24 protein-coding genes and 1 pseudogene are annotated in these 22,030 nt (G+C 40.0%); 14 read left to right on the forward strand and 11 right to left on the reverse strand.

Going from position 1 to position 22,030, the window contains the following annotated elements:
* Window positions 1–168: 168 nt before the first annotated feature.
* From GO495_RS15975 to GO495_RS16010, 8 genes are all read left to right on the forward strand, one after another.
* Window positions 169–945, forward strand: a complete 777-nt coding sequence (locus GO495_RS15975) for a phytanoyl-CoA dioxygenase family protein (protein ID WP_157300720.1) — start codon at window positions 169–171, stop codon at window positions 943–945.
* 346 nt (window positions 946–1,291) lie between these two features.
* Window positions 1,292–2,884: a T9SS type B sorting domain-containing protein gene (locus GO495_RS15980; RefSeq protein WP_157300721.1), complete on the forward strand. Its 1,593-nt coding sequence runs from the start codon at window positions 1,292–1,294 to the stop codon at window positions 2,882–2,884.
* 168 nt (window positions 2,885–3,052) lie between these two features.
* A complete protein-coding gene (locus tag GO495_RS15985) occupies window positions 3,053–4,252 on the forward strand; it encodes an acyltransferase family protein (protein ID WP_157300722.1) in 1,200 nt (399 codons plus the stop codon).
* A 518-nt stretch (window positions 4,253–4,770) separates the two neighbouring features.
* A complete protein-coding gene (locus GO495_RS15990; RefSeq protein WP_157300723.1) occupies window positions 4,771–6,018 on the forward strand; it encodes a glycosyltransferase family 4 protein in 1,248 nt (415 codons plus the stop codon).
* Window positions 6,015–6,944 (forward strand): NAD-dependent epimerase/dehydratase family protein, encoded by a 930-nt coding sequence (locus GO495_RS15995; protein ID WP_157300724.1) that lies wholly within the window; start codon window positions 6,015–6,017, stop codon window positions 6,942–6,944. Before GO495_RS15990 ends, GO495_RS15995 begins: the two co-directional genes overlap by 4 nt.
* Before the next feature lie 187 nt (window positions 6,945–7,131).
* Window positions 7,132–7,821 (forward strand): PIG-L deacetylase family protein, encoded by a 690-nt coding sequence (locus GO495_RS16000; protein WP_157300725.1) that lies wholly within the window; start codon window positions 7,132–7,134, stop codon window positions 7,819–7,821.
* A 4-nt stretch (window positions 7,822–7,825) separates the two neighbouring features.
* Window positions 7,826–8,392, forward strand: coding sequence for a sugar transferase (locus GO495_RS16005; RefSeq protein ID WP_157300726.1), 567 nt, complete (start codon window positions 7,826–7,828; stop codon window positions 8,390–8,392).
* Between the two features lie 11 nt (window positions 8,393–8,403).
* A complete protein-coding gene (locus tag GO495_RS16010; protein ID WP_157300727.1) occupies window positions 8,404–9,249 on the forward strand; it encodes a formyltransferase family protein in 846 nt (281 codons plus the stop codon).
* A gap of 376 nt (window positions 9,250–9,625) precedes the next feature.
* Here GO495_RS16010 and GO495_RS16015 read toward each other — a convergent pair whose 3' ends face one another.
* Together GO495_RS16015 and GO495_RS16020 are read right to left on the reverse strand one after the other, a co-directional pair.
* On the reverse strand, window positions 9,626–9,799 hold the full coding sequence (locus GO495_RS16015; RefSeq protein ID WP_157300728.1) for a hypothetical protein: 174 nt from the start codon (window positions 9,797–9,799) through the stop codon (window positions 9,626–9,628).
* A gap of 2 nt (window positions 9,800–9,801) precedes the next feature.
* Complete coding sequence (locus GO495_RS16020) at window positions 9,802–10,020, reverse strand: hypothetical protein (RefSeq protein WP_157300729.1); 219 nt, start codon at window positions 10,018–10,020, stop codon at window positions 9,802–9,804.
* Between GO495_RS16020 and GO495_RS32815 the strand changes: the two are divergent.
* Window positions 10,011–10,121, forward strand: a pseudogene (locus GO495_RS32815) (AAA-type ATPase lid domain-containing protein); the annotation flags it as partial. The gene GO495_RS16020 and the pseudogene GO495_RS32815 overlap by 10 nt on opposite strands.
* A 54-nt stretch (window positions 10,122–10,175) precedes the next feature.
* On the opposite strand, the gene GO495_RS32190 reads toward GO495_RS32815, so the two are convergent.
* Window positions 10,176–10,316 carry a hypothetical protein gene (locus GO495_RS32190; RefSeq protein WP_240915246.1) on the reverse strand — a complete coding sequence of 47 codons (141 nt, stop codon included), beginning with the start codon at window positions 10,314–10,316 and terminating at the stop codon, window positions 10,176–10,178.
* Between GO495_RS32190 and GO495_RS32725 the strand changes: the two genes are divergently transcribed.
* On the forward strand, window positions 10,279–10,386 hold the full coding sequence (locus GO495_RS32725) for a hypothetical protein (RefSeq protein WP_420808921.1): 108 nt from the start codon (window positions 10,279–10,281) through the stop codon (window positions 10,384–10,386). The genes GO495_RS32190 and GO495_RS32725 overlap by 38 nt on opposite strands.
* Here GO495_RS32725 and GO495_RS16030 read toward each other — a convergent pair.
* The 5 genes from GO495_RS16030 to GO495_RS16050 form a co-directional block, all read right to left on the reverse strand.
* A complete protein-coding gene (locus GO495_RS16030; RefSeq protein WP_157300730.1) occupies window positions 10,373–11,059 on the reverse strand; it encodes a response regulator transcription factor in 687 nt (228 codons plus the stop codon). The two genes, GO495_RS32725 and GO495_RS16030, sit on opposite strands and share 14 nt — an antisense overlap.
* Before the next feature lie 316 nt (window positions 11,060–11,375).
* Window positions 11,376–12,206: a hypothetical protein gene (locus tag GO495_RS16035; RefSeq protein WP_157300731.1), complete on the reverse strand. Its 831-nt coding sequence runs from the start codon at window positions 12,204–12,206 to the stop codon at window positions 11,376–11,378.
* A 95-nt stretch (window positions 12,207–12,301) separates the two neighbouring features.
* The gene (locus GO495_RS16040) at window positions 12,302–13,621 is read right to left on the reverse strand and encodes a nucleotide sugar dehydrogenase (RefSeq protein WP_205691278.1); all 1,320 of its coding nucleotides are present in this window, start codon (window positions 13,619–13,621) and stop codon (window positions 12,302–12,304) included.
* A 32-nt stretch (window positions 13,622–13,653) separates the two neighbouring features.
* Entirely contained in the window at window positions 13,654–14,418 is a 765-nt protein-coding gene (locus GO495_RS16045) for a tyrosine-protein phosphatase (protein ID WP_157300732.1), read from the reverse strand.
* Window positions 14,419–14,439: 21 nt separating this feature from the next.
* On the reverse strand, window positions 14,440–14,919 hold the full coding sequence (locus GO495_RS16050) for a GAF domain-containing protein (RefSeq protein WP_157300733.1): 480 nt from the start codon (window positions 14,917–14,919) through the stop codon (window positions 14,440–14,442).
* Window positions 14,920–15,219: 300 nt separating this feature from the next.
* Here GO495_RS16050 and idi point away from each other — a divergent pair, with 300 nt between their 5' ends.
* The gene (idi, locus tag GO495_RS16055) at window positions 15,220–15,735 is read left to right on the forward strand and encodes an isopentenyl-diphosphate Delta-isomerase (RefSeq protein ID WP_157300734.1); all 516 of its coding nucleotides are present in this window, start codon (window positions 15,220–15,222) and stop codon (window positions 15,733–15,735) included.
* Between the two features lie 80 nt (window positions 15,736–15,815).
* Window positions 15,816–16,784 carry a (-)-gamma-cadinene synthase gene (locus GO495_RS16060; RefSeq protein ID WP_157300735.1) on the forward strand — a complete coding sequence of 323 codons (969 nt, stop codon included), beginning with the start codon at window positions 15,816–15,818 and terminating at the stop codon, window positions 16,782–16,784.
* Window positions 16,785–16,786: 2 nt separating this feature from the next.
* Here GO495_RS16060 and GO495_RS16065 read toward each other — a convergent pair whose 3' ends face one another.
* On the reverse strand, window positions 16,787–17,848 hold the full coding sequence (locus GO495_RS16065; RefSeq protein WP_157300736.1) for a hypothetical protein: 1,062 nt from the start codon (window positions 17,846–17,848) through the stop codon (window positions 16,787–16,789).
* 101 nt (window positions 17,849–17,949) lie between these two features.
* Here GO495_RS16065 and GO495_RS16070 point away from each other — a divergent pair, with 101 nt between their 5' ends.
* The gene (locus GO495_RS16070) at window positions 17,950–19,581 is read left to right on the forward strand and encodes a sodium/sugar symporter (RefSeq protein WP_157300737.1); all 1,632 of its coding nucleotides are present in this window, start codon (window positions 17,950–17,952) and stop codon (window positions 19,579–19,581) included.
* A gap of 320 nt (window positions 19,582–19,901) precedes the next feature.
* Complete coding sequence (locus GO495_RS16075; protein WP_157300738.1) at window positions 19,902–20,780, forward strand: inositol oxygenase family protein; 879 nt, start codon at window positions 19,902–19,904, stop codon at window positions 20,778–20,780.
* A gap of 100 nt (window positions 20,781–20,880) precedes the next feature.
* Here the strand turns inward: GO495_RS16075 and GO495_RS16080 are convergent, their stop codons facing one another.
* Window positions 20,881–21,405 carry a hypothetical protein gene (locus GO495_RS16080; protein WP_157300739.1) on the reverse strand — a complete coding sequence of 175 codons (525 nt, stop codon included), beginning with the start codon at window positions 21,403–21,405 and terminating at the stop codon, window positions 20,881–20,883.
* 14 nt (window positions 21,406–21,419) lie between these two features.
* A complete protein-coding gene (locus GO495_RS16085; protein ID WP_157300740.1) occupies window positions 21,420–21,935 on the reverse strand; it encodes a hypothetical protein in 516 nt (171 codons plus the stop codon).
* Between the last annotated feature and the right edge of the window lie 95 nt (window positions 21,936–22,030).

A 22,030-nucleotide genomic window follows, 5' to 3' on the forward strand; every position in this document is an offset into this window, starting at 1 on the left:
TGATTCTAAAGACTAGGTCGTTTACTATACTATATACGAAGACGTAATCTTATATTATAATTTATGTTCATTTTAAATACAGGAGTAGAACTTTTAATTTTTATTATTGTTATTAAGATAAATATGGGCACATTTTTTAATAAAAATTAATAACTAAAACGGATTAAAATGAAATATTTTGTCAAGGAAATCCAATATCTGATTAATGAAGCACTAGTATCTTACATAGATAAAAATGATGCTTCTGTTTATGGTGAACTCCGCAAAACTGGTTTTGTTATCATACCAGATTTTATTAAACCCACTGAATGCGAGATATTACTTAATTGTATGGAAGAACATATGCAGAAGAGTTATGCCTGGCATGACCCTGAGGGGAGTGATTCCCGTGTATCAGAAATTGAGACAGTAAGTGCTGAGTTCAGAGATGTTTTTGATAAACCCTGGTTAGCAAATATTTACAAGAAGTATATTAGTCAATTCTCCTGTCATCATTTCATTATGGCTAATAAGGTAAGTTACACTGATAAAAATCGGGGTAGTGGTGGTGGCTGGCATCGTGATACCGTTACCAGGAGACAGTTGAAATTTTTGATGTACCTTAATGATGTTGATGAGAATACTGGATGTTTTCAATATATACCTGCCACACATACACCATTTGAAAAATGGAAGACTAATCGTCTAATGAACGTTGGACTAGATGCCTCTCGTTATAAAGATGAGAATATTGAAAAATTGTTAGCTAGCAATAATTATAGGGTTAAGAATATAACGGGAAAGGCAGGGACATTAATAATTGTTGATTCAAGCGGTATTCATAGAGGTCGCCCCATAAAGGAAGGAAATATTCGCTATGCAGCTACTCAATATATGTCAGAAGATAAATTCCGATCTATTGTGAAAGAAGCACTAGGAGTGGTTAAATTAGAGAATAACCAGTAGCGGGGCGAATGAAATTCCAGATTATTTATGTTAGATCTTTGGCCTTGTATAACATTTAAATGTTATGCAAGGCCGAGCAATAAAGGTGATTACTAATTTATAAAATATTTATTATTTTATAAATTAGTATATTTTATATATATTTGTATTGAGAGTATGCTATCATATATTTATAGATAAGTCAATAGTCATTTTCCAACTATTCTTGAAATCATAAGCCTTTATCCTATGAAAATTTAGTGATTTTCTATTCCGTAGATTTTATTTATACTATAGACAATTTAATGCGCTATTAAGAGAATTATCCTCTTATTAACATCCTATGAATTTTTGATGCGCTATACCTATGAAGCCAATTTTAAGTGCAGTTAATTTAGCTGTGTTGAATAACTATGCCAGGACAGCTCTTAAAGTTATTCTCCTGTTATTTTTATTATTTACCTATCATCATTATTTGGATGCACAGGATATTAAGTTGGAGAACCCTTCATTCGAAGGGAAAGCTCAAACATCTAATGTCCCTGCTCCTTGGTACTTATATAGTAAGTCTCCTGATACCCAGCCAGGTTTTGCAGGTGTTTCTTTAAAACCTTCTGATGGGAAAACTTATATTGGCGGAATATATAACGCGAGCTGGCCGGAGAAATTTGCCCTTGATATAGAGGTCGGTCTGAAAGCCGGAAAGATGTATGTTTTATCTTTTGATTTGGCTTATCCCCCTTATTATACTAAAGATATATGTAATGGTTCATTTGCCATATATGGAAGTAATAAAGGTGAGATACCGGATACTTTGTGGAAGTCAGGAGAATTTTATCATACTGACTGGAAAAGATATACAGCTGTTATTACTCCTACGAAAGCATATAAGCAAATTATTCTCGGTCCGTATATAGATGTAAAGTGTAAAAGCAGTGTTTTTTCTGGTGTGTTAGTCGATAATCTTTCAGCTTCCATCCGTGAGATCCCTCAGCTTGTAATATCTGTTCAAAATACCTGTAAAGCTGCCAGTACTGGTGATGCTATTGTTAGGGTGGTTGATAGTATAGGGCCATATACATATGAATGGCAGCCTGGTGGACAAACATCTAACAGGGTTGCTAATCTCGCTGCCGGAAGTTATGAAGTAACAGTTACAGCTGCTAATGGTACCAGTACCAAAAGTGAGGTTGTTGTAGGTGAATATGAACTCAAGGCTAGTGCGGCAATCACGAATGATGATTGTTATGGAGGAAGGAGTGCCAGGATATCATTGGATGCAACAGGTGGTATACAGCCATATAGCTTCAGCATCGATAATGGCACATCTTTTCAGCAATCCTCCATTTTTAATAATTTATCTGCAGGCGTATATAGTGCTATCATTAAGGATTCTTATAACTGCACTTTGAATATTGATAGTCTTTATATTAGTGCGCCTTCCGCTTTGTCGGTAATATCTGCATCCACCAGACCAGTCTCTTGCAGTGATGTGAAAAATGGTGAGATAATCCTCGTCGCTGCCGGTGGCACTCGTCCTTACACATACAGCATATCAGGGTATATGTTTCAGTCAGACAGCATTATTCGTCATCTAAATGAAGGGGAGTATCATTATCGTATAACAGATAGTCATGAATGTATAGTAGAAGGCGATGTAGAGATCTCTAAAGAATGGCGTGACTGTGCAGTATTTGTCCCCAATGCTTTTAGTCCCAATGGGGATGGAGTTAACGATATATTCAAGGCAAAAATACAGGACGATATTAGTGATTTCCGAATGGCAGTATATGGTCGTTGGGGACAATTGGTATTTGAAACTCATGATCCCCGATGGGGATGGGACGGATACCAGAAAGGTATTGGCCTACCTGTAGGCAGCTACCTATGGGTAATTACCTACACAGATAGTAAGAAACAACAGATGAAACAACAGGGCACATTATTATTATTAAAGTAAGATAGACTTAATACGATAGGCATCTTTTCAAGATTTAAATACTGATCTTTTTTTAAACTATTTTATTCGTCGGGATGTTTATTTTAGGAATGAGATTTGCGTACGGGTTTGTAATTATACAATATTCGTATTATTGTAATCGAATACTCTCGTTACTAAATAAACAAAATGAAGGATCAGCTACCCTTTTTGAACCTCAGAAGAATTACTTCTAATGGGATGTATGTCCCCGAAATTGATGGATTGCGATTCATAGCAATAACCAGCGTTGTTATTTTTCATATGAATGGATTTTGGATTGCAAAGATGGAGGAGATAAATAGTGTGTCTGTGTCTAATACTTTGCTTTCAATCTGGAATTCATTAGCAGGTACCGGAAGGATCGGTGTAGAATTATTTTTTGTAATAAGTGGATATATCTTAGGATTGCCTTTTGCAAATAAATACTTGGGAAGTGGTAAAGATGTACGCTTGAAAAATTATTACAAAAGAAGAATTACCCGGTTGGAACCTCCGTATATAATTATTATGGTTATTCTTTTTTTTGTATATGTTTATGTTGTTCATAAATATACGTTCTCCCAACTTTTGCCAAGTCTGCTGGCATCTCTAACATATACGCATAATTTTTTCTACGGCAGAGGGATCTTACCTCTGATAAATTCAGTAGCATGGAGCCTTGAAATAGAAGTACAGTTTTATTTATTAGCTCCATTACTTGCAAAAGTATTTCTGCTTTCGAAAGAAAAAAGGAGAATGGTATTGATACTCGCATCATTTGCAGTGATTATATTTCAAGGTTTACACACGTTTCCTTTGAGATCGATTATAGATTATTTGCAATTTTTTTTAATTGGCCTTTTATTTGCAGATTTTAAAGTCACAAATGATGTGGGAAAGAAGTTAAAGGTGGTGTGGGTAATGCTCATAGGATCTGTATCTTTTAGTATGATTTTTTTTACATATGCATATAATGATAACCCAGCAAATATTCTTTTCAGCAGCCTGCTATTTATCTGGATCGCTATCTTCAACTACATGTGTATGTTCCAGAATTACATGAAAGGTTTTCTGTCAAGTAATATTATTTCAATTACAGGAGGAATGTGTTATTCTATATACCTGATTCATTATGCGCTTATATCTCTTGTTGGTAATCAATATCTGCATCACTTGTTTTTTAAATCTTATTACTTAAACCTGGTCATATATTATGCGTTGCTGATTACGTTTATTATGATAGTATCCTCTATGTTTTTTGTTTTAGTGGAGCGTCCATGTATGAATAAGGATTGGCCCGTAATATTCTTGAATAATATAAAAGAGCGTTGCAAAACAGTAACAGGTGTATTAAGAGTTGGAAAATAATTCTGATGGCTGGAAGAAATCTAAAGGTCTTTATTCTAAGTAAATGGTCTTATCCGGAGCGGGATTTAAAAAGCACTTACCTTTGCCAAAGCCTTGCAACAAAGAGAGCATACAGCCCGGATTCTGACCGGATTCCCCATTTATCCAGGAGGTAAAGTGTATGAAGGGTATAGTGACCGGATACGCGTAAAAGTTACGCGAATGCTCAATAATACCTGTTTACGAAAGATGATTGGGGCTTATATGAATGTTTGCTACAAACAGGTGAATCATAGAAGATCCGGGGTTACGCAAGCCCGATCATTTCTTAGACGCTGCAGGTAAAACTGCCATAGATTCCATTGGTCAGATCCTGATAAAGATAGACCCTTAGTTGATCTTATCAGTGATATTGAAGTGGCTGATTATTCCATTCCGAATGTTTCTGATAAAGTAATAAGGATCATTACTTCATATGCAGATTATATAAGCGTGTTGTCTGGAATGAATTTCTGTAAAAAATTAAATTAAAAGGAATAATGGCAAGAATACTGATTCATTCTATTGTCTTTAAGCCGGATGGCGTCTCCACCGCTTATTTATATGCAGACCTGGTTTCTGAATTGAAAAAACTGGGACATGAAATAGTTGTACTTACCTCTACTCCGCATTATAACAAGGTGGCAACAAAAGTTGAAACACAGCCGTTAACTAAGCGAAAAGGCGGCTTATATTATACGAGTACATACGATGGGATAAAGGTATACCATATTCCTATGGTAAAAGCCCGTGGAACATTACGTCGTATAGTGGATTTCGTAAAATTCCATGTTTACGCTGTTTTAATAGGAGGGGCAATGAAAAATATTGATATTGTACTTTCGCCTTCACCTCCGTTAACAATCGGTATTGTAGGCTATATTATTGCAAAATTGAAGGGCGGAAAAGCCATTTATAACGTACAGGAAATCTATCCGGATTTTATCATCAATCAGGGGGGAGTCAAGAACCGTTTTATAATCAATATTTTAAAGGCGATCGAAAGATTTATTTACGATAGGAGTGTTGCGGTTGTTACGATCGATAGTAAGTTCTCTGATATTATACGCCCACGTTTTAAAGATCAGAATAAGTTGTCTGTCATCCCTAATTTTGTGGATACGCAATTGTATATTCCGGGGAAAAGAAAAAATTCTTTTTCTTCTCAATATCACCTGGATGATAAATTTGTAGTGGCTTATGCTGGCAATATTGGGTTTGCACAAAATTGGAATCCGGTAATTCAGGCAGCAAGGCAACTTGCAGGCAAACCAATCTTGTTCCTGATCATAGGTGATGGTAACCGAAAGGAATGGTTAAAGTCTGAAATTAATCGATATAGTATTAAAAATATCCTTTTGCTGGATTATCAGCCGAGAGAATTGATGCCTGAAATAAATGCCAGTGCGGATATTCATACTATCGTAATGACTCCTGAATTGGACGGTGACGGGTTTCCTTCCAAAATATATAATATCATGTCTTCAGCAAGGGCAGCCGTTGTAAGTACAGGCGCAAATTCGCCTCTAAGCAATCTGATGAAAAAGGCGGGTTATAATCGTACGGTACCGCTCGACGATAATGACCAATATACTGCTGCTATATTGAAAGCATATGAAGAGCGACATCTTTTGGTAGAAGAAGGTTTGAAGGGACGACAGTTTATAGTGGATAATTATTCAAAGGAAATTGTAGCCGGTCAATATCATGATTTAATTACCCGGTTTTCTTCAAACAAACAGATATGAACACATTGCTAACCGGTGCAAGCGGATTTGTAGGTAAGAATCTATCTGCATACCTACTGTCTGAAGGAATGAGTATTACTGAAGTTACACGGCAATCAGCCGGTAATAATGCAATAACCTGGGAGGATATCCGACAGAATGTGACGGATAAAACAGCATACGACGTATATATTCATCTGGCAGGAAAGGCACATGACCTGAAAAATGTGAGTGCCCCTGAAGAATATTTCCTTATAAATACTGAGCTTACGAAGCAATTATTTAAGCACTTTCTTTCAAGTGGTGCAAAGGATTTTATTTATTTCAGTAGTGTGAAAGCCGCCGCTGACGCAGTAGATAACATCCTGGATGAAGAGTTGGTTCCTAACCCACAAACACCTTACGGATTATCTAAACTTAGAGCGGAAGAATACTTGTTATCTCAACCTTTACCAACTGATAAACGATTGGTCATTTTACGTCCTTGTATGATCCATGGTCCGGGAAATAAAGGAAATCTCAACCTGTTATACGGTTTTATTAAAAGAGGGATTCCTTATCCATTGGCTGCATTTGATAATAGACGTTCTTTTCTGGGAATAGATAATCTCTTGTTTGTAATAAGAGAAATAATTAGAAATAAGGATATTCCATCTGGAATATACAATGTAGCGGATGATGAGGGGCTCTCTACTAAGCAATTGGTAAAGCTGATAGCACGCGCGATGAATCGTTCTGCAAGAGTATGGTATATTCCAAAGGGCTTGTTGATAGCAATGGCTAAGATTGGCGATATTGGCAGGTTGCCTTTAAATTCTCATAGATTGCAAAAACTGACAGAAAGTTACATGGTATCCAATGGAAAATTAAAACGTGTTTTAAAAGTTGACAGGCTTCCTTTTAGTGTAGAAGAAGGGTTGTCGAATACAATTAAGAGTTTTGGTTAAAGAGGTACTCTTAGTAGAACCCTAAATTAGTATATTATAATATGTTACTGGCGAATCAAATTTTTACAAATGTAAACCTGTCTCCGAATTATAGCGAAATGAGACAATTACATTACAAATACTTAATATAGAGACTTTAGTTACTCTATTTATTACTGTACTAATATTTTAAAACTATGAATTTAGAATGAATGATTCAATAATTCTTTCCGTTACAGCTCATCCGGATGACGAAGTTTTAGGCTTTGGAGCGAGTGCCGCCAAATTTGCATCAAATGGAAGCAAGGTATATAATTGTATACTGTCTGGAGATGTAGATGCAAGAAGACATAGACCAGATTTGACAGAATTATATAATGATGCTTGTAAGGCACAGTATATATTAGGATGTGAACCTCCTATTCTAGGTACATTTCCCAATATAAAGTTTAACACAGTTCCTCATTTGGAAATGGTGCAATTTATTGAGAAAGTAATTGAAGAGGTACAGCCAGATTATATCTTTACGCATCATCCTTATGATCTGAATAATGATCATTACCATGTTTCAAAAGCATGTCAGGCTGCTTCCCGGCTTTTTCAGAGAAAACCTGTAAAAAGGATCAAAGGATTGTATTTTATGGAAGTTCTTTCTTCAACTGATTGGTCATTCCCTGTAGATGGAAATAATTTTCAACCCAATGCATTTGTTGAAATTGGGCAGGATTTTCTTGCAAAAAAACTGAAAGCATTGGAGGCATATAGAGGTGTAATGAGGCCTTATCCACATCCTAGGTCTGTAGAGGTAGTAAAAGGTATTGCTGCATATCGTGGGGGGCAATCAGGAACTAATTATGCAGAGGCCTTTCAGTGTGTATTTCAATTGTTAGATATTTGATTTTATGTATAGGAGTTTTATTAAAAGAAGTATCGATATTTCTATTACAATTTTAGCCTTAATTGGATTGTCTCCAATTATCCTGGTTTGTGGATTGATTATTTATTTTCAGGATTTTGGTCCGATTGTGTTTAAACAGAAAAGGGTCGGTAAAAATGGAAGGATTTTTTTATTCTTCAAGTTCAGAAGTATGCCGGTGAATACACCAAATGTTCAATCCAGGGAAACCGATAAATTGAAGATCACTCCTTTTGGGAAAATTATTCGTCGTACCAATATTGATGAATTGCCCCAGCTATTTAATATCCTGAAAGGTGATATGAGTATAGTTGGGCCAAGACCACCGATTCCCTCTCAAACGAATCTTATCGAAATGAGAAGAGAGAATGGGGCTTTAGATTGTCGGCCGGGTTTAACAGGATGGGCACAGGTAAATGCTTACGATTTTATGCCAGAAGAGCAAAAAGCCAGGTTTGACGGAGAGTATGCTGCTGATATTTCTATTAGTATGGATTTGAAAGTAATCTTGAAGACGTTTGTTTATCTTACCAAAAAACCGCCTACTTATTAATTAATTAGATTATGAAATTTGGATTTGTTACATGTGTACAATTGGGTCTTTCATGCATTGAAAGTATTTATCAGAGTGGGGGCAAATTGGATCTGTTAATTACATTGCATGATAATAAAGCACGGCAGAAATCAGGCCGTATTTATCTTGATGATATTAGTAAGCGGGAAGACGTTGAACTTTTGAAGATTAATCATGTTAATGATATAGAAGTTATTGATGCTGTCCGAAAACATGATATTGACTGGTTATTTATAATTGGATGGTCACAAATTGCTTCGTATGATTTATTAAAAGCTCCAAAAAATGGATGTATTGGTATGCATCCGACTTTATTACCTGTTGGTCGTGGGAGAGCTTCCATTCCCTGGGCCATTATGAAGAATCTTCAGGAAACAGGAGTTACCATGTTTAAAATGGATAAAGGTGTAGATACAGGAGATATTATAGGACAGGAGATTATCGATATTGATCAATCTGAAACAGCTACGAGCTTATATAAGAAAGTAAATGAAGCTCATGCGACATTAATAAAAAATATTTACCCGAAATTATTAGAAGGTACAATCAACTTGATGAAGCAGGATGAATCCAAAGCTACTATTTGGGAGGGAAGGACGCCTGCAGATGGAGAGATGAAATATGAAATGAAAGTGGAAGAAGTTGATCGATTGGTAAGAGCTACAACAAAACCATATCCGGGAGCTTTTATTATTTCGAATAATGTAAAGATCATTGTTTGGAGTGGGCGAATAAGGGAACGCAATCAGCCCGATAGTATAAAGTTGATAATTAATTTTTCGAATGGAGATTTTTTGATAGATGAATTTGACATTGAGATATTAGACCAGGTGTGAAATTATTTATAATGGAGACACTGATATTTTCTTTGTTACTGATTAACTAATAATTGTTTAGCACGGTGATGTTATAAAAGCTTACGTCATCGTAAGGACTCCTAATCCTTACCGGTAATTTATATAACACGAATAATAAATCACCGTTAACCAAGGGTTAACAACTTTGTACGTATCAATTTATTAATATTGCATAACAAACATTGTAAGGGTAGCCCCAGCTGCTCAATCGGAATAAAAAAGATCAGCAGCTGGGGTTAACAAACAATGGATGAAAGACCGGCTTTCCATTCATGGTTGGCCGTTTTTTTTTGCTTATTATTCAAACTTATTTATAGCGAAACGCCGGATGGTCAGTACCATCCGGCGTTTATTATTAAACGGCTATTAAAAGTTTTTGCCCGAAGTCACAACTGTCTTGAGGAATTAATATGTTAGCAGTGCTAACATTCCATGATTTGAAACCCGGATAAATATCGGGGCAGATTGCCTTAGCAGCGAACAGTGCTTCTGTTTTGTCTGCTATACCACCCAGGTGCAGATATTGCATGCCTAGTGATTTTCCAAATAAAGCGGTTTCAGCAATAATAATTTTAAAGGTGCATCCTGCAGACGGTTTTCATGTGTTGCTGCCAGGTGTAACTGCATGCTATCATTACAGAAGGTTAATAGTACGCCCGCCGCTATTACCGTACCACGGAAGGCCACAAGCAGGCTATCGAACCCGGCAGGGCGCATCATTGAGATGGCGGACGGGGGACTTGCCGGCATTAAGAGAAAGGAAAGAAGACATCCCGTTATTGCTCCGGTATTTTGCGGAGAAGGCGGCCAGTAAATATGGCAAAGCTGTTAAGCATATAGACCTTGTATCCATAGCTGCGCTTTTCTGCCACATCACCTACCATTACAATTACAGCGCCCGATCGTCAGCAGATCAAGGCATCGGACACCTCTCCGCCGCCTTTGCTTTCTCTGGCAGATGCAGAACGGGAAGCAATTATCCGCGTACTGAAATATTGTAATGGCAGGATACGAGGCCCACATGGAGCAGCTGATATTTTAGACATAAAGCCAACTACGCTGGAAGCGAGAATGAAAAAACTGGGGATTGTAAAAGAACACATTATCTACCCATAGCCCCGGCATATCCTATAGCAAACTTTACCAGCGCATTGGGTCCTGAAAGCTGCAGTTTCTTGGTAATATTGTGCCTGTGATTGTCTACTGTTCTTACACTGATGCACTGATAAGACGCAATATCCCTGCTGCTCATACCTCTGGCAATCATATCCAGTATTTTTGATTCCGTTTTACTCAATCTGTCATTGACAGGCAGGGTATTTATATCTCCGGCTGAAACAAGTTCTCTTGAGGTAGCGTGATAGGTATCGCGGATATGATAAAACCTGCTGAGTCTCGACTGTATACTTTTCAGTAATTCTTCTCCGCTAAACGGAGCTACCAGGAAATCATCTGCACCCAGGTTCATTCCTTTCCGCATATTGGCCGGGCCATTAGGTCTGCTGAAAAGGATAAAGGGTGTGTGTTTCAACACGGGATCATTCCTGAGCGTGATCAGGAACTGGTACCCGGTGGTGTCGTGCATCATAGAGTCGCATAAAATCATATCAGGCTGATCGTTATAACCGTGCGCGATACCTTCTGCAACTGTGTTGGCAACCAATAACGTATACTGTGGGGTTAACAGCTGACGGAATTTGCGCAGCATCGCAGAGTCACCTGTTAATAGCAAAATTTTGAGTTGGGCTGGCTCACTGAACCCTAAAACTTCATTGTAAGGTGTGTTCATCGGTACATGGTTTTTTCTCGTAAAACCGCGTGCATGTTATTAGCAGCTTTACAGGAATACTTTACAAAGGTGTAATCTTAATAATGGCTTGTAACGGACATATCTTTAATGCCCCGTTTTATAGGGTGTACCAGGAATAATAACAATCTAAGGGAGGTTTTTTTAAGAAAGATATGGGGTTTTTTAAGGCATATGCTGAGGTAAAGTTATTAAATAATTCTGGGTTACAATGTATCTATAGAAAGGAAAAATGTGATAAAACAAAAAAGAACCAGTATATATACCAGTTCTTTTTAAATATTATAGGTGGTAACATCTATTTACCATAGTGCGCTTGCATAACAACCGAGTCTGTAACTGCTGCCTGATTGCCTTTCATTGTTGTTGTTCTCAACGTCATAACTGCCGGATAATCATCGGCATCATACTGATAAGTATTGTTGACAGTAGTGCTTATATCCGTAAAAGGATTATGAGATGCGTATGTCAGCAGGTTATTAGCAGAGAGTAAACCTGCCAGGTCTTCTACATTAAATTTAACAAGATAGTAACCCAGTACCTTCGGGGCCGGGTTAATTTTATCATCATAGGTGTAAGTCGTAATGGAGCTGGCATTATCCAACGCATAGGCAACCATTACCCGTTTGATGATATTACCCTTTATATCCCAGGTGTATTCATATGAGTAAAGGAGTTTTTCCTGGTTCGTACCAGCATCTTTTTCAGCGTGATAGAGCATGGCCAGTTTCTTATCTGTATTATATCCCAGGGAATCCACACCAATTAAGGATCCTGCTGAATCATAAGAACTGATCACGCTGGGCAGGCCCAGATCATTGAAAGTAATGCCCTGACGCTGGTAGATATTATTCAGCAAAAGATCCGTAGTAAAATCGATTGTAACGATCATCCCTGATGTATACGAAGGGAGCGTTGCAGAAGGATTCTCACCAAAGGTAAGATACCTGTACACTGATTTATCCATGTTAAACTCTATCGAAGTACTGTCCCCATTGGTAGCAATAGTACTCTGTAAATACTTTGTAACCGGAGTGGGAGTGATGGTAGTAGATGAGTCATCCTTTTTACAGGCCGCAAATAACAATGTTAGCGTAGCTAAGCAAATAAAAGATTGTTTCATAGGCATCCCGGCACTAGATTAATAATGCCAGTCAAATATACATATATTTTTAACTATATAAGGAATCTTAATATACAATAGCCACTCATTTTCATGTCAGTTTACAGACGGCAATCAACAATGTTCCTGTCTACACAGGCTTTGGTATCGAAAATGACCCCATTATTACGTTTATACTTTTTATAATCAAAGGTGAGGAACTCTTTATGTGCCACCGCGATAATGATCCCATCATAGATCTCATCATCTTTTAGCTTTGTTACGATTTCCAGCCCGTATTCGTGTGCTACTTCTTTAGGATCTGCCCAGGGATCATAGATCGTAACATCTGTTCCGAATTGCTTTAACTCATGGTAAATGTCTACCACCCTTGTATTACGCACATCCGGGCAGTTTTCTTTAAAGGTAATCCCCATGATCAGTATTTTGGACCCCTTGATCTTGTGGTCCTTTTCAATCATGAGCTTTACGATCTTATTCGCAACAAAATTGCCCATATGGTCATTCACCCTTCTTCCGGAAAGGATTACCTGCGGATGATATCCCAGGGATTCCGCTTTATGGGCAAGATAATAAGGATCAACGCCTATGCAATGGCCGCCTACCAATCCTGGCTTGTATTTCAGGAAGTTCCACTTTGTTCCTGCCGCTTCTATCACGTCGTTGGTATCAATACCGATACGGTCAAATATAAGTGCCAGTTCATTTACAAAGGAGATGTTGATATCGCGCTGGGCATTCTCAATCGCTTTGGACGCTTCTGCCACTTTTATACTGGAGGCTTTGTGCGTACCTGCTTCTATAATTGAGGCATATAATGCATCGACTTTGGCCGCAATTTCAGGGGTTGATCCGCTGGTTACCTTTTTGATCTTTGTAAGGGTATTTACTTTATCCCCCGGATTGATACGCTCGGGAGAATAACCGGCAAAGAAATCCTTATTGAATTTCAGGCCGGACACCTTTTCCAGCACAGGTACACAGTCATCTTCCGTACAACCAGGGTATACGGTAGACTCATATATCACAATGTCCCCTGCTTTCAGGATACTGCCCAGCATAGTAGACGCATTAATTAATGGTCTGAGGTCCGGGGATTTATATTCGTTGATAGGTGTTGGAACTGTAACAATGAAGATATTGTAGTCTTTCAGGGCGGCTTTGTCAGAGGAAAACAGCAGGCCCTTGTCTGCGCCTGGTTCTTTTCTGATACTGATGACCTTACTAAGGTCTTCAATATTGGCCTCTTTGGTCCTGTCTTGTCCTTTACTCAGTTCTTTTACACGATCTTCATTGATATCAAAGCCAAGTACTTTGTACTTTTTGGCGAATTCAATAGCAAGAGGTAAACCGACATAACCTAATCCTATAATAGCTATATGGCTGTTTTCCAGCCCTTTTTGCGGTACAATGGTATTCATTTTGTAAAAATAGAATTTTAACAGCAGATTTCTTACTTTATTGTCTGGGGTAAATGTGTGAGTATATTATTTTTAAAAGGATATACTTCCAGCAGTTTTACCAGTTTTTTGTCTTTAGCAATCGAAAGAATAGCGCTCAGGTGTTTTTCATGGTGCAGGTCCGTACCGATGAAGTCAACGAGCTGGTGTTCTATCAGCCATTCAGCTACTTTCTGGATATGCCGGCCATAATAACCGGTAAGGGAAAGCAGGTTTACCTGCAGGTAGCAACCCCGTTGTTTGAAGGTTTTATATTCTTCTAATTGGTTGTGATAGTAGTTATATCGCTCCGGGTGAGCCAGGATGGGACGATAACCCTGTGCCTGCAGCTCAAAGAGCCATTGAGGCAGTTGAGGCGGTGCACTCATAAAAGAGATCTCTACCAGCAGCAGTTCACCGTTGAGGGTAAGCAGGGGCTTTTTCATCAGCTCTTCAAAATATTCATCCATGTAATATTCTGCGGCATGCTGAAACTGGATGCCCAGGTTATTTTCCAGCAGTTTTTCCTGTACGCTTTTATAGGGAGTACTAAGGGTTTCTACTGAATTGGGGTACCTGTCCATCATGATATGAGGAGTGGTGATCACTTTTTTTATGCCCAGGGAATGCAGTGTTTCGATGAAGTGTATGGACGTTTCAAGGTCCTGCACACCATCATCCACACCTGGTATCAGGTGAGAGTGCAGATCTGTTTCAATGCCGGCAAGGAAAGGGACAACGGCCGTATTATTCTCTGATTTTTTGCGGAAAAAAAACATAGTACTGTATTGGAAATGCTGTTATACTGCAAAATCCAGGCCTGCAATCAGTTCTTCTAGAAATTGCTGGTCTGTTTCATCAAAATAGTTGAGATGTTCGCTATCTACATCCAATACGCCTGTTACCTGTCCATGGCGTATAACCGGAACAACAATTTCGGATTTGGAAAGGCTGCTACAGGCAATATGACCAGGGAAAGCTTCCACATCAGGAACAATCAGTGTGCGTGCTTCTGCCCAACTGCTGCCACATACACCACGACCTTTCTTTATGCGCGTACAGGCAACGGGTCCCTGGAAGGGGGCCAGTACCAGCTCATCTCCTTTTACAAGATAGAACCCTACCCAAAACCATCCAAACTGTTCCTTTAATGCTGCAACAGTATTGGCAAGGTTTGCAACAAGGTCCGGTTCACCCTCTACCAATGCCTTTATTTGAGGAATTATTGATTTATATGCTGCAATTTTATCGCCTTGAATAATGCTCAGATCTTCTGCCATAGGGTGCAAATATACATTAAAGTTCAAATCGTTCGGATTACGCTGCGGAGAATAGGTGGTGCGGAAAGATAAAATGAACAAATTAATTCGTAATTTAAGGCCGACTCATTTTAGCCCTATCTCTACTTGTTATCCCTGTTATACCCGGATATTGAAACTCCTGTCAGATTAACTCATTTAAAAGAACTTTTATGACTACAATTCATTCTCCTCCGGCAACGTTAAGTTGTTACTATTGAAGGGGGGCTATGCCAGCCGGAATTCGTTTACTTAAATTGAACAAGTATATTTGTTTATAGTATGGAAGCACAGGTTATTTTAGTTAATGAACAGGATGAAGCTACAGGCGTAATGGAAAAGATGGAAGCGCACCGTAAAGGCGTGTTACACAGGGCTTTTTCGGTGTTTGTAATGAATGATAAAGGAGAAATGCTGCTGCAGCAGCGGGCGCTCGATAAGTATCATTCAGGTGGTCTGTGGACCAATACCTGTTGCAGTCATCCCTTACCGGGAGAAACGGTAGAAACAGCAGCACACAGGCGGCTGTTTGAAGAAATGGGATTCGACTGTGCGCTTACAGGATTATTTCAATTTACTTATCGTACAGCATTCGGTAATGGTCTTATTGAGCATGAATACGACCATGTATTGTCCGGTATTTACAATGGGATCATTAACCCGGATCCAACAGAAGTAAACGACTACCGGTATATGAGTATAACAGCAGTAACCCGGCTGTTAGAAGCAGAACCCTCTCAATTCACCAGCTGGTTTCAGCTGGCTTTTCCCAGAGTAATTGAGCGCCTGACGGTTTGAGTTTTGACGATCTGAAAGGTTGAATAAATTCAAACATTCAAACGCTCGGATAATCAACATTTAACCCACAATTTTCACTTATGCCAACGATCATTCTGCCTCGGATTAAATATCCGTTCCCATCTCTCATTAACCCACATGTAGAGGCCGCAAACGCACAAAATCTCCAATGGGTACAGGCTGCAGGATTTATGAACACCCCGGAAGCATTAACCCGTTTTAACAGGTCGCGCTTTGCATGGCTGGCTGCCCGTGCTTTCCCACAGGCGGAACTGCATGAATTATGCATCATTGCCAATTTTAATACCTGGCTGTTTATGCTGGATGACCAGTGCGACGAAGCGCAACTGGGTAAAAAAGCGGTGTACCTGGAAGCGATCACGGATGGCTTTATGGATATCCTGAAACATAACAAACATGTAGATACCGTATTGGGTAACAGCTTTGCGGATATCTGGCAAAGGATGCAACAGATAGGCAGCCCTGCCTGGCAACAACGTTTTATACGCAGCATGGAAGAATACTTTACTTCCTGCCATTGGGAAGCGGGTAACCGGGCCGCAGGCGCTACGCCAACAGTTGCAGAGTATGTCACCATGCGTCCTTACACAGGTGCATTGTTTGCTGATGTGGAAGCAATAGAGATCATCGAAAGAATATACCTGCCTGCACATGTTTTGCAGCATTTTATCGTACAACGTCTGGAACTGGCCTGCAATAATATTGTATGCTGGAGCAATGACATTTTCTCCTGTGCTAAAGAAGCCAGACAGGGCGATGTACATAACCTTGTTCTGGTACTGGAACATGAAAGGAACCTGTCTTTGCAGGATGCTGTAAATGAAACGGTACGCATGCATGATGAGGAGGTAAAACTGTTCACTGCACTGGAAAAATTACTGCCCTCTTTTGGCGCTGAAACAGATAGAGAACTGGAACGTTTCATAGCTGTGCTGCGCTCATGGATCACTGCCAATTACGACTGGAGTTTCCATGATACCAAAAGATACCAGATGCAGGAAGTGGAAGTAGTGAGCCGCGTTGATTAATCTTATAACTCCGTGGTCGTATTTTCTTCCACGGAGTTCTTTTTTCTCATTCTTCGCTCTAATAATTTCCCTATCCACCAGAATGATACTGCCAGGATAGCAAAGAATAATCCTTTATGGGTACGGTCCCACAGGTATTCAAAATAACGGGTGTACATATCGAGTAACAGGAAGAGGACACTGATATCCCTCACCACACTGTCCTGCGTTTTAATCCCGATCAATAACGTTATCACACATAATATCGTAAAGGCGGCTACCCACCAGAGTAACTGTACCTGCCGCACATGCTGCCATTCATCCCAGGTGCCGCTGTTACCGAAAATGGAAATGAGCCAGCCGGATAATAACAATAATAACCAGCCACCTACCCAGGTGATATCCTCTACCCGTTTGTACTTTTTAATGTTACGGAAAATCAGGTCCACTCCCAGCATGATCATTGCCAGCAGGAACATACGGCAGGGGAGGTTCATGCCCAGGAAATAAGGTTTATCAGCCGTAATGAAGTAAGTGAGTTTTACATAGGCGGGGATGAAGCAAAGTAATGTGGCCGACCATAATAACCTGGAAGACAGGATAACGGCCAATATTCCGTAACAGACAGTGGCCAGCAACCAGAATGCTCCATAATTACCATTCAGGTAAGACAGGCTTTTGCCCAGGTATACTACGCTGACGCCTATGCTGAGAACCGGTAATAACCAGAAAAGCTCCCTGTTTAAAGAATAAGCAGGGTGCCGGTGCTGCCTTCTGTAACCATGCAGGCATAAAAAGACAGTAAGACCGGCAAATAAGGTGGCAATAATGCCATCATTTAAAGAGAATTTCAGCCTCAGTACTTCAATCCACTTCTCATCCAGTACCAGGGAGCCAAAGGCCATCAAAGCACAGGAAATAGCGGCAATGAAGATATAGAGTGTAATCGCTTGCCAGTCGGCCTCCCGCACACGCCATGTCTTTTGCAGATCATTGGCCTGTTGAGGGGTGATCAATGCATTCTTTTCCCACTCAGAGATGGCTTTCTGCAATAAATTCGCGTCCTTTTTGTCTACTTCCAGCATAATCTATGGTAAATATAAAAGAAAAGATCAAAGTAATAATTTATGAGATTATTTAATTATTTTAACGAAACTCAAGTTCCACTTATTAACTTTAGCGCGTTATGAATCATTTACAGGCTTTAGACTACTTCGTTTTTCTTATTTATTTCGTAGTGGTCGCATCGTATGGCTATTATATTTATCAGAGGAAAAGATCGGTTATTACGAGTTCGAAAGACTTCTTCCTTGCGGAAGGTTCTCTCACATGGTGGGCTATCGGGGCATCCCTGATCGCTTCCAATATCTCTGCAGAACATTTTATCGGGATGTCCGGATCGGGTTTTGCCCTGGGACTGGCCATCTCTACTTATGAATGGATGTCGGCGGCTACGCTGATAATAGTGGCGTTGTTTTTTATACCGGTGTACCTGAAAAACAGGATTTACACCATGCCGCAGTTTCTGAAACAAAGGTATAATGCTACTGTTAGTACTATAATGGCGGTCTTCTGGCTGCTGGTATACGTTTTTGTGAACCTTACCTCTATTATTTACCTGGGGGCACTGGCGATATCGTCCGTTTCGGGGATTGACTTCGGGTTATGTATAACCGGACTGGCAGTCTTCGCTGTGGTGGTAACGCTGGGTGGTATGAAGGTGATAGGCTATACGGACGTGATCCAGGTGTTTGTGCTGATTGCCGGCGGACTGGTAACTACTTACCTGGCCCTCAACATGGTGTCAAATCATTTTGGCTATGGGGACAACGTATGGAAGGGATTAGCGCTGATCCGTGAAAAGGCAGACACACATTTTCATATGATCTTCCCGCCTTCTCATCCTTATTATAAAGATCTGCCCGGATTATCTGTGTTGATAGGAGGGATGTGGGTGAATAATCTCAGCTACTGGGGTTGTAACCAGTATATTACACAGCGTGCGCTGGGTGCCGACCTTAAAACCGCCCGCAGCGGGATCCTCTTTGCAGCTTTCCTGAAACTGCTGATCCCGGTAATTGCGGTGTTGCCTGGTATTACAGCGTTCGTGCTGTACCAGCAAGGGGTGTTTAATCATGAGATGCTGGATGCGTCCGGCGTTGTGAAGCCCGATCATGCCTATCCTACTTTGCTGAACCTGCTGCCTCCCGGTGTGAAAGGGATGGCTTTTGCGGCACTTACAGCAGCTATTGTGGCTTCGCTGGCAGGGAAGGCCAATAGTATCTCTACGATTTTCTCTTTGGATATTTATCGGCAGTATTTTAATAAAAATGCTTCTGAGAAACACCTGGTCCGTACCGGGCGTGTTGCCGTGATCATCTCTATGGTGATCGCCAGCCTGGTAGCGCCGGCTTTGCGTAACCTTGACCAGGCTTACCAGTTCATACAGGAGTACGTAGGGTTCATTGCACCGGGCGTACTGGCCATCTTCCTGATGGGCTTCTGCTGGAAGCGGACTACCTCCACCGCAGCGTTGTTGGGAGCGGCGCTGACCATCCCGTTATCTACCGTGCTGAAGTTCCTGCCAATGTGGACAGACGGGCTGTTCCCTGATTTTGCTTTTCTGAACAGGATGTCTATTGTGTTTGTGTTCCTGATAGTGCTGATGGCAGTAGTTACGTTACTGGATGTGAACAGTAAACATCAGGAAAGAGTGCTGATCATCGATAATAGTATGTTTAAGCCTTCCACTGCATTTGTAGTAGGAAGTGTACTCATCATAGGGATATTGACAGCTTTATATACCGTTTTCTGGTAAGAGATCCAAAAGATAGCTCCGGAGTCTGTGTTCTGTTGTTTTAATCTGTTCTACAAACATGTTGCTAACGACACTTCAATATTAGCGAAATAGTAATTGAACAGGAATAAAACGGCTCTTGAAGAGGATTATCCTACGTTTATCCTACGTCTTTTAACGTAGGATAAACGTAGGATAATCCTCTTCAAGAGCCTGTCAGAAGCTCTTCAGGAGCCGTTCCGAAGCTCTTCAGGAGCTAATAAGATAAAATAAAAAGTCCTTTTTTTCATTTGTTGAAATCGATTGTAATTTGTAAATTCAGGGTACAAAATCCACGAACAATGAATGCAAATAACTTTTCCGGGAAGGAGATCAATCCACTACAGAGTATTGAAGATTGGGAAGATGATGTTGTACTTCGCTACCCGGAAGCAGACCAGCCAGCCAAGAGTAAAGAAGAGTTCCGCAATTATGAAAGTCCTGTAAGGGATACTGTGCGGGAGTTTTACCGTCTTAATCACAAATACCAGACCTACGACTTTGTGCAGGAAAAGAAGAAAGATTTTCTGCAGTTCAGCCGTAAGGAAATGCCGGTATGGAAAGCGATGGAGTTCCTCAATACATTAGTAGATGATTCCGACCCTGATATAGAACTGGACCAGTTGCAGCACCTGTTGCAGACCGCAGAAGCGATCCGTGCTGATGGTCATCCCGACTGGTTCGTGCTGACTGGCTTCTTACACGATATGGGTAAAGTATTATGCCTGTTCGGAGAACCGCAATGGGCAGTGGTAGGAGATACCTTCCCGGTAGGTTGCAGCTTCTCAGATAAGATCGTATATCCTGAGTTCTTTGCAGATAACCCGGATAGTAAAGATGAACGTTATAATACCAAATACGGGGTATATGAACCCAACTGCGGATTGAATAATGTGGACTTATCCTGGGGGCATGACGAGTATCTGTACCAGATCATGAAAGATTACCTGCCGGAACCGGCTTTATATATGATCCGTTATCACTCCTTTTATGCACAGCACAGGGAACATTCTTATGAACACCTGATGAATGATCATGACAGGGAGATGTTTGAGTGGGTAAAGAAATTCAATCCTTATGATCTCTATTCGAAAAGCCCGAAGCCGCCCGTAATATCGGAACTGAAACCATATTACGAAGCGTTGATCGCAAAATACCTGCCTGAAACGATCAGGCTATAAATGGAATAATCCATCACAGGTGCCATCACCCGTAATGGATTATTTTTCCTTTTTTAAAGGATAGTCAAAAAGCTGGTAGCAGTAATGCCACCAGCTTTTTTTATTGCTGGTTACGTAATTCTAATTTACCATTGTACATACCGGTTACTTTACCCGTAGGGTAGACCAAAGTATAGGTAATGGAATAATTGTCACCATTCTTCGTGCAGGTCAGCGTACCAGATGTAATGCCATCAAAGAAACGTCCGGACGCTGGATCCAGATTTGTATCTTCCCATTGATATTTGTAAAAGACTGTAGCATCATTGAAGTTTTTGGTTTTATCATATGATGCAGAATCATCGGATAAGTAGGTATAAGTCTGTCCGGATATCAGTGTATCAAGATCAATACTTAATGCAGATACCTTACCTTTCAAAGTATCTGTTAATACTGAATCTGCAAATGCTAATGAATATCCTTCATTCACACCGTACTTATACAGGTAGCCGTTATTGACTATTGCGGTAGTATCATTAAATGAAAAGGAACCTCCGGTTACAGCAGGAGTTGATTTGTCCTCGTCTTTTTTACATGCAGCAAAGAACAGTACCGTCGCAAGTACAGCGAATGCTAATTTTTTCATGAAGTAGTTTGTTATTATTTACGTAATTCTAATTTACCATCGTACTTACCAGTCAGTTTACCGGTAGGGAATACGAAAGAATAAGTAATGGAATAAGCATCTCCGTTCTTAGTGTATGTTACTGTACCAGATGTGATGCCATCAAGAATACGACCGGTTGTTCCATCAATATCTCCATCTACCCATTCAGATTTGTAATAGGCATATGCATCACTGAAGTTTTTGGTTTTATTATATGATACAGAATTATGGGATAAGTAAGTGTAAGTCTGGCCAGATATCAGTGTATCCAGATCAAAACCAACGGCACTCACTTTGCCCTTCAATGTATCTGACAATACTACATCTGTAAACGCCAGCGCCAGATCGTTCACACCATACTGAAACAGGTAACCATTGTTGGCTACTACGGTCGTGTCATTAAAGGAAAAGGAACCTCCGGTCGTTGGAGTTGTTGTTTTGTCGTCATCTTTCGAACAGGCAGTAAAAAACAGTGCTGCAGCAAGCAGGCCTAATGCTAATTGTTTCATGAAATTGAGTGTATATTATAGGTTGTATAATCGGGTCATAGGTTATAATTCGGGACAACGACATACCAGGTTTCTCTCCGCAAAGATATTAATTA

Source organism: Chitinophaga oryziterrae (assembly GCF_009758125.1).
In the GTDB taxonomy this organism is placed as follows: Bacteria; Bacteroidota; Bacteroidia; order Chitinophagales; family Chitinophagaceae; genus Chitinophaga; species Chitinophaga oryziterrae.

Excerpts from the sequence above, each read along its gene's own strand:
- GO495_RS32190 (WP_240915246.1), bottom strand. The coding sequence starts at position 10,316 with ATGTCTAAAATATCAGCTGCTCCATGTGGGCCTCGTATCCTGCCATTA.
- GO495_RS16000 (WP_157300725.1), top strand. The coding sequence starts at position 7,132 with ATGAATGATTCAATAATTCTTTCCGTTACAGCTCATCCGGATGACGAA.
- GO495_RS16015 (WP_157300728.1), bottom strand. The coding sequence starts at position 9,799 with ATGCAATATCTGCACCTGGGTGGTATAGCAGACAAAACAGAAGCACTG.
- GO495_RS16050 (WP_157300733.1), bottom strand. The coding sequence starts at position 14,919 with ATGGCAGAAGATCTGAGCATTATTCAAGGCGATAAAATTGCAGCATAT.
- GO495_RS16010 (WP_157300727.1), top strand. The coding sequence starts at position 8,404 with ATGAAATTTGGATTTGTTACATGTGTACAATTGGGTCTTTCATGCATT.
- GO495_RS16075 (WP_157300738.1), top strand. The coding sequence starts at position 19,902 with ATGAATGCAAATAACTTTTCCGGGAAGGAGATCAATCCACTACAGAGT.
- GO495_RS16085 (WP_157300740.1), bottom strand. The coding sequence starts at position 21,935 with ATGAAACAATTAGCATTAGGCCTGCTTGCTGCAGCACTGTTTTTTACT.
- GO495_RS16005 (WP_157300726.1), top strand. The coding sequence starts at position 7,826 with ATGTATAGGAGTTTTATTAAAAGAAGTATCGATATTTCTATTACAATT.
- GO495_RS16060 (WP_157300735.1), top strand. The coding sequence starts at position 15,816 with ATGCCAACGATCATTCTGCCTCGGATTAAATATCCGTTCCCATCTCTC.
- GO495_RS15995 (WP_157300724.1), top strand. The coding sequence starts at position 6,015 with ATGAACACATTGCTAACCGGTGCAAGCGGATTTGTAGGTAAGAATCTA.
- GO495_RS15980 (WP_157300721.1), top strand. The coding sequence starts at position 1,292 with ATGAAGCCAATTTTAAGTGCAGTTAATTTAGCTGTGTTGAATAACTAT.
- GO495_RS15985 (WP_157300722.1), top strand. The coding sequence starts at position 3,053 with ATGAAGGATCAGCTACCCTTTTTGAACCTCAGAAGAATTACTTCTAAT.
- GO495_RS16070 (WP_157300737.1), top strand. The coding sequence starts at position 17,950 with ATGAATCATTTACAGGCTTTAGACTACTTCGTTTTTCTTATTTATTTC.
- GO495_RS16065 (WP_157300736.1), bottom strand. The coding sequence starts at position 17,848 with ATGCTGGAAGTAGACAAAAAGGACGCGAATTTATTGCAGAAAGCCATC.
- GO495_RS15990 (WP_157300723.1), top strand. The coding sequence starts at position 4,771 with ATGGCAAGAATACTGATTCATTCTATTGTCTTTAAGCCGGATGGCGTC.
- GO495_RS16020 (WP_157300729.1), bottom strand. The coding sequence starts at position 10,020 with ATGCCGGCAAGTCCCCCGTCCGCCATCTCAATGATGCGCCCTGCCGGG.
- GO495_RS16035 (WP_157300731.1), bottom strand. The coding sequence starts at position 12,206 with ATGCCTATGAAACAATCTTTTATTTGCTTAGCTACGCTAACATTGTTA.
- GO495_RS15975 (WP_157300720.1), top strand. The coding sequence starts at position 169 with ATGAAATATTTTGTCAAGGAAATCCAATATCTGATTAATGAAGCACTA.
- GO495_RS16045 (WP_157300732.1), bottom strand. The coding sequence starts at position 14,418 with ATGTTTTTTTTCCGCAAAAAATCAGAGAATAATACGGCCGTTGTCCCT.
- idi (WP_157300734.1), top strand. The coding sequence starts at position 15,220 with ATGGAAGCACAGGTTATTTTAGTTAATGAACAGGATGAAGCTACAGGC.
- GO495_RS16040 (WP_205691278.1), bottom strand. The coding sequence starts at position 13,621 with ATGAATACCATTGTACCGCAAAAAGGGCTGGAAAACAGCCATATAGCT.
- GO495_RS16030 (WP_157300730.1), bottom strand. The coding sequence starts at position 11,059 with ATGAACACACCTTACAATGAAGTTTTAGGGTTCAGTGAGCCAGCCCAA.
- GO495_RS16080 (WP_157300739.1), bottom strand. The coding sequence starts at position 21,405 with ATGAAAAAATTAGCATTCGCTGTACTTGCGACGGTACTGTTCTTTGCT.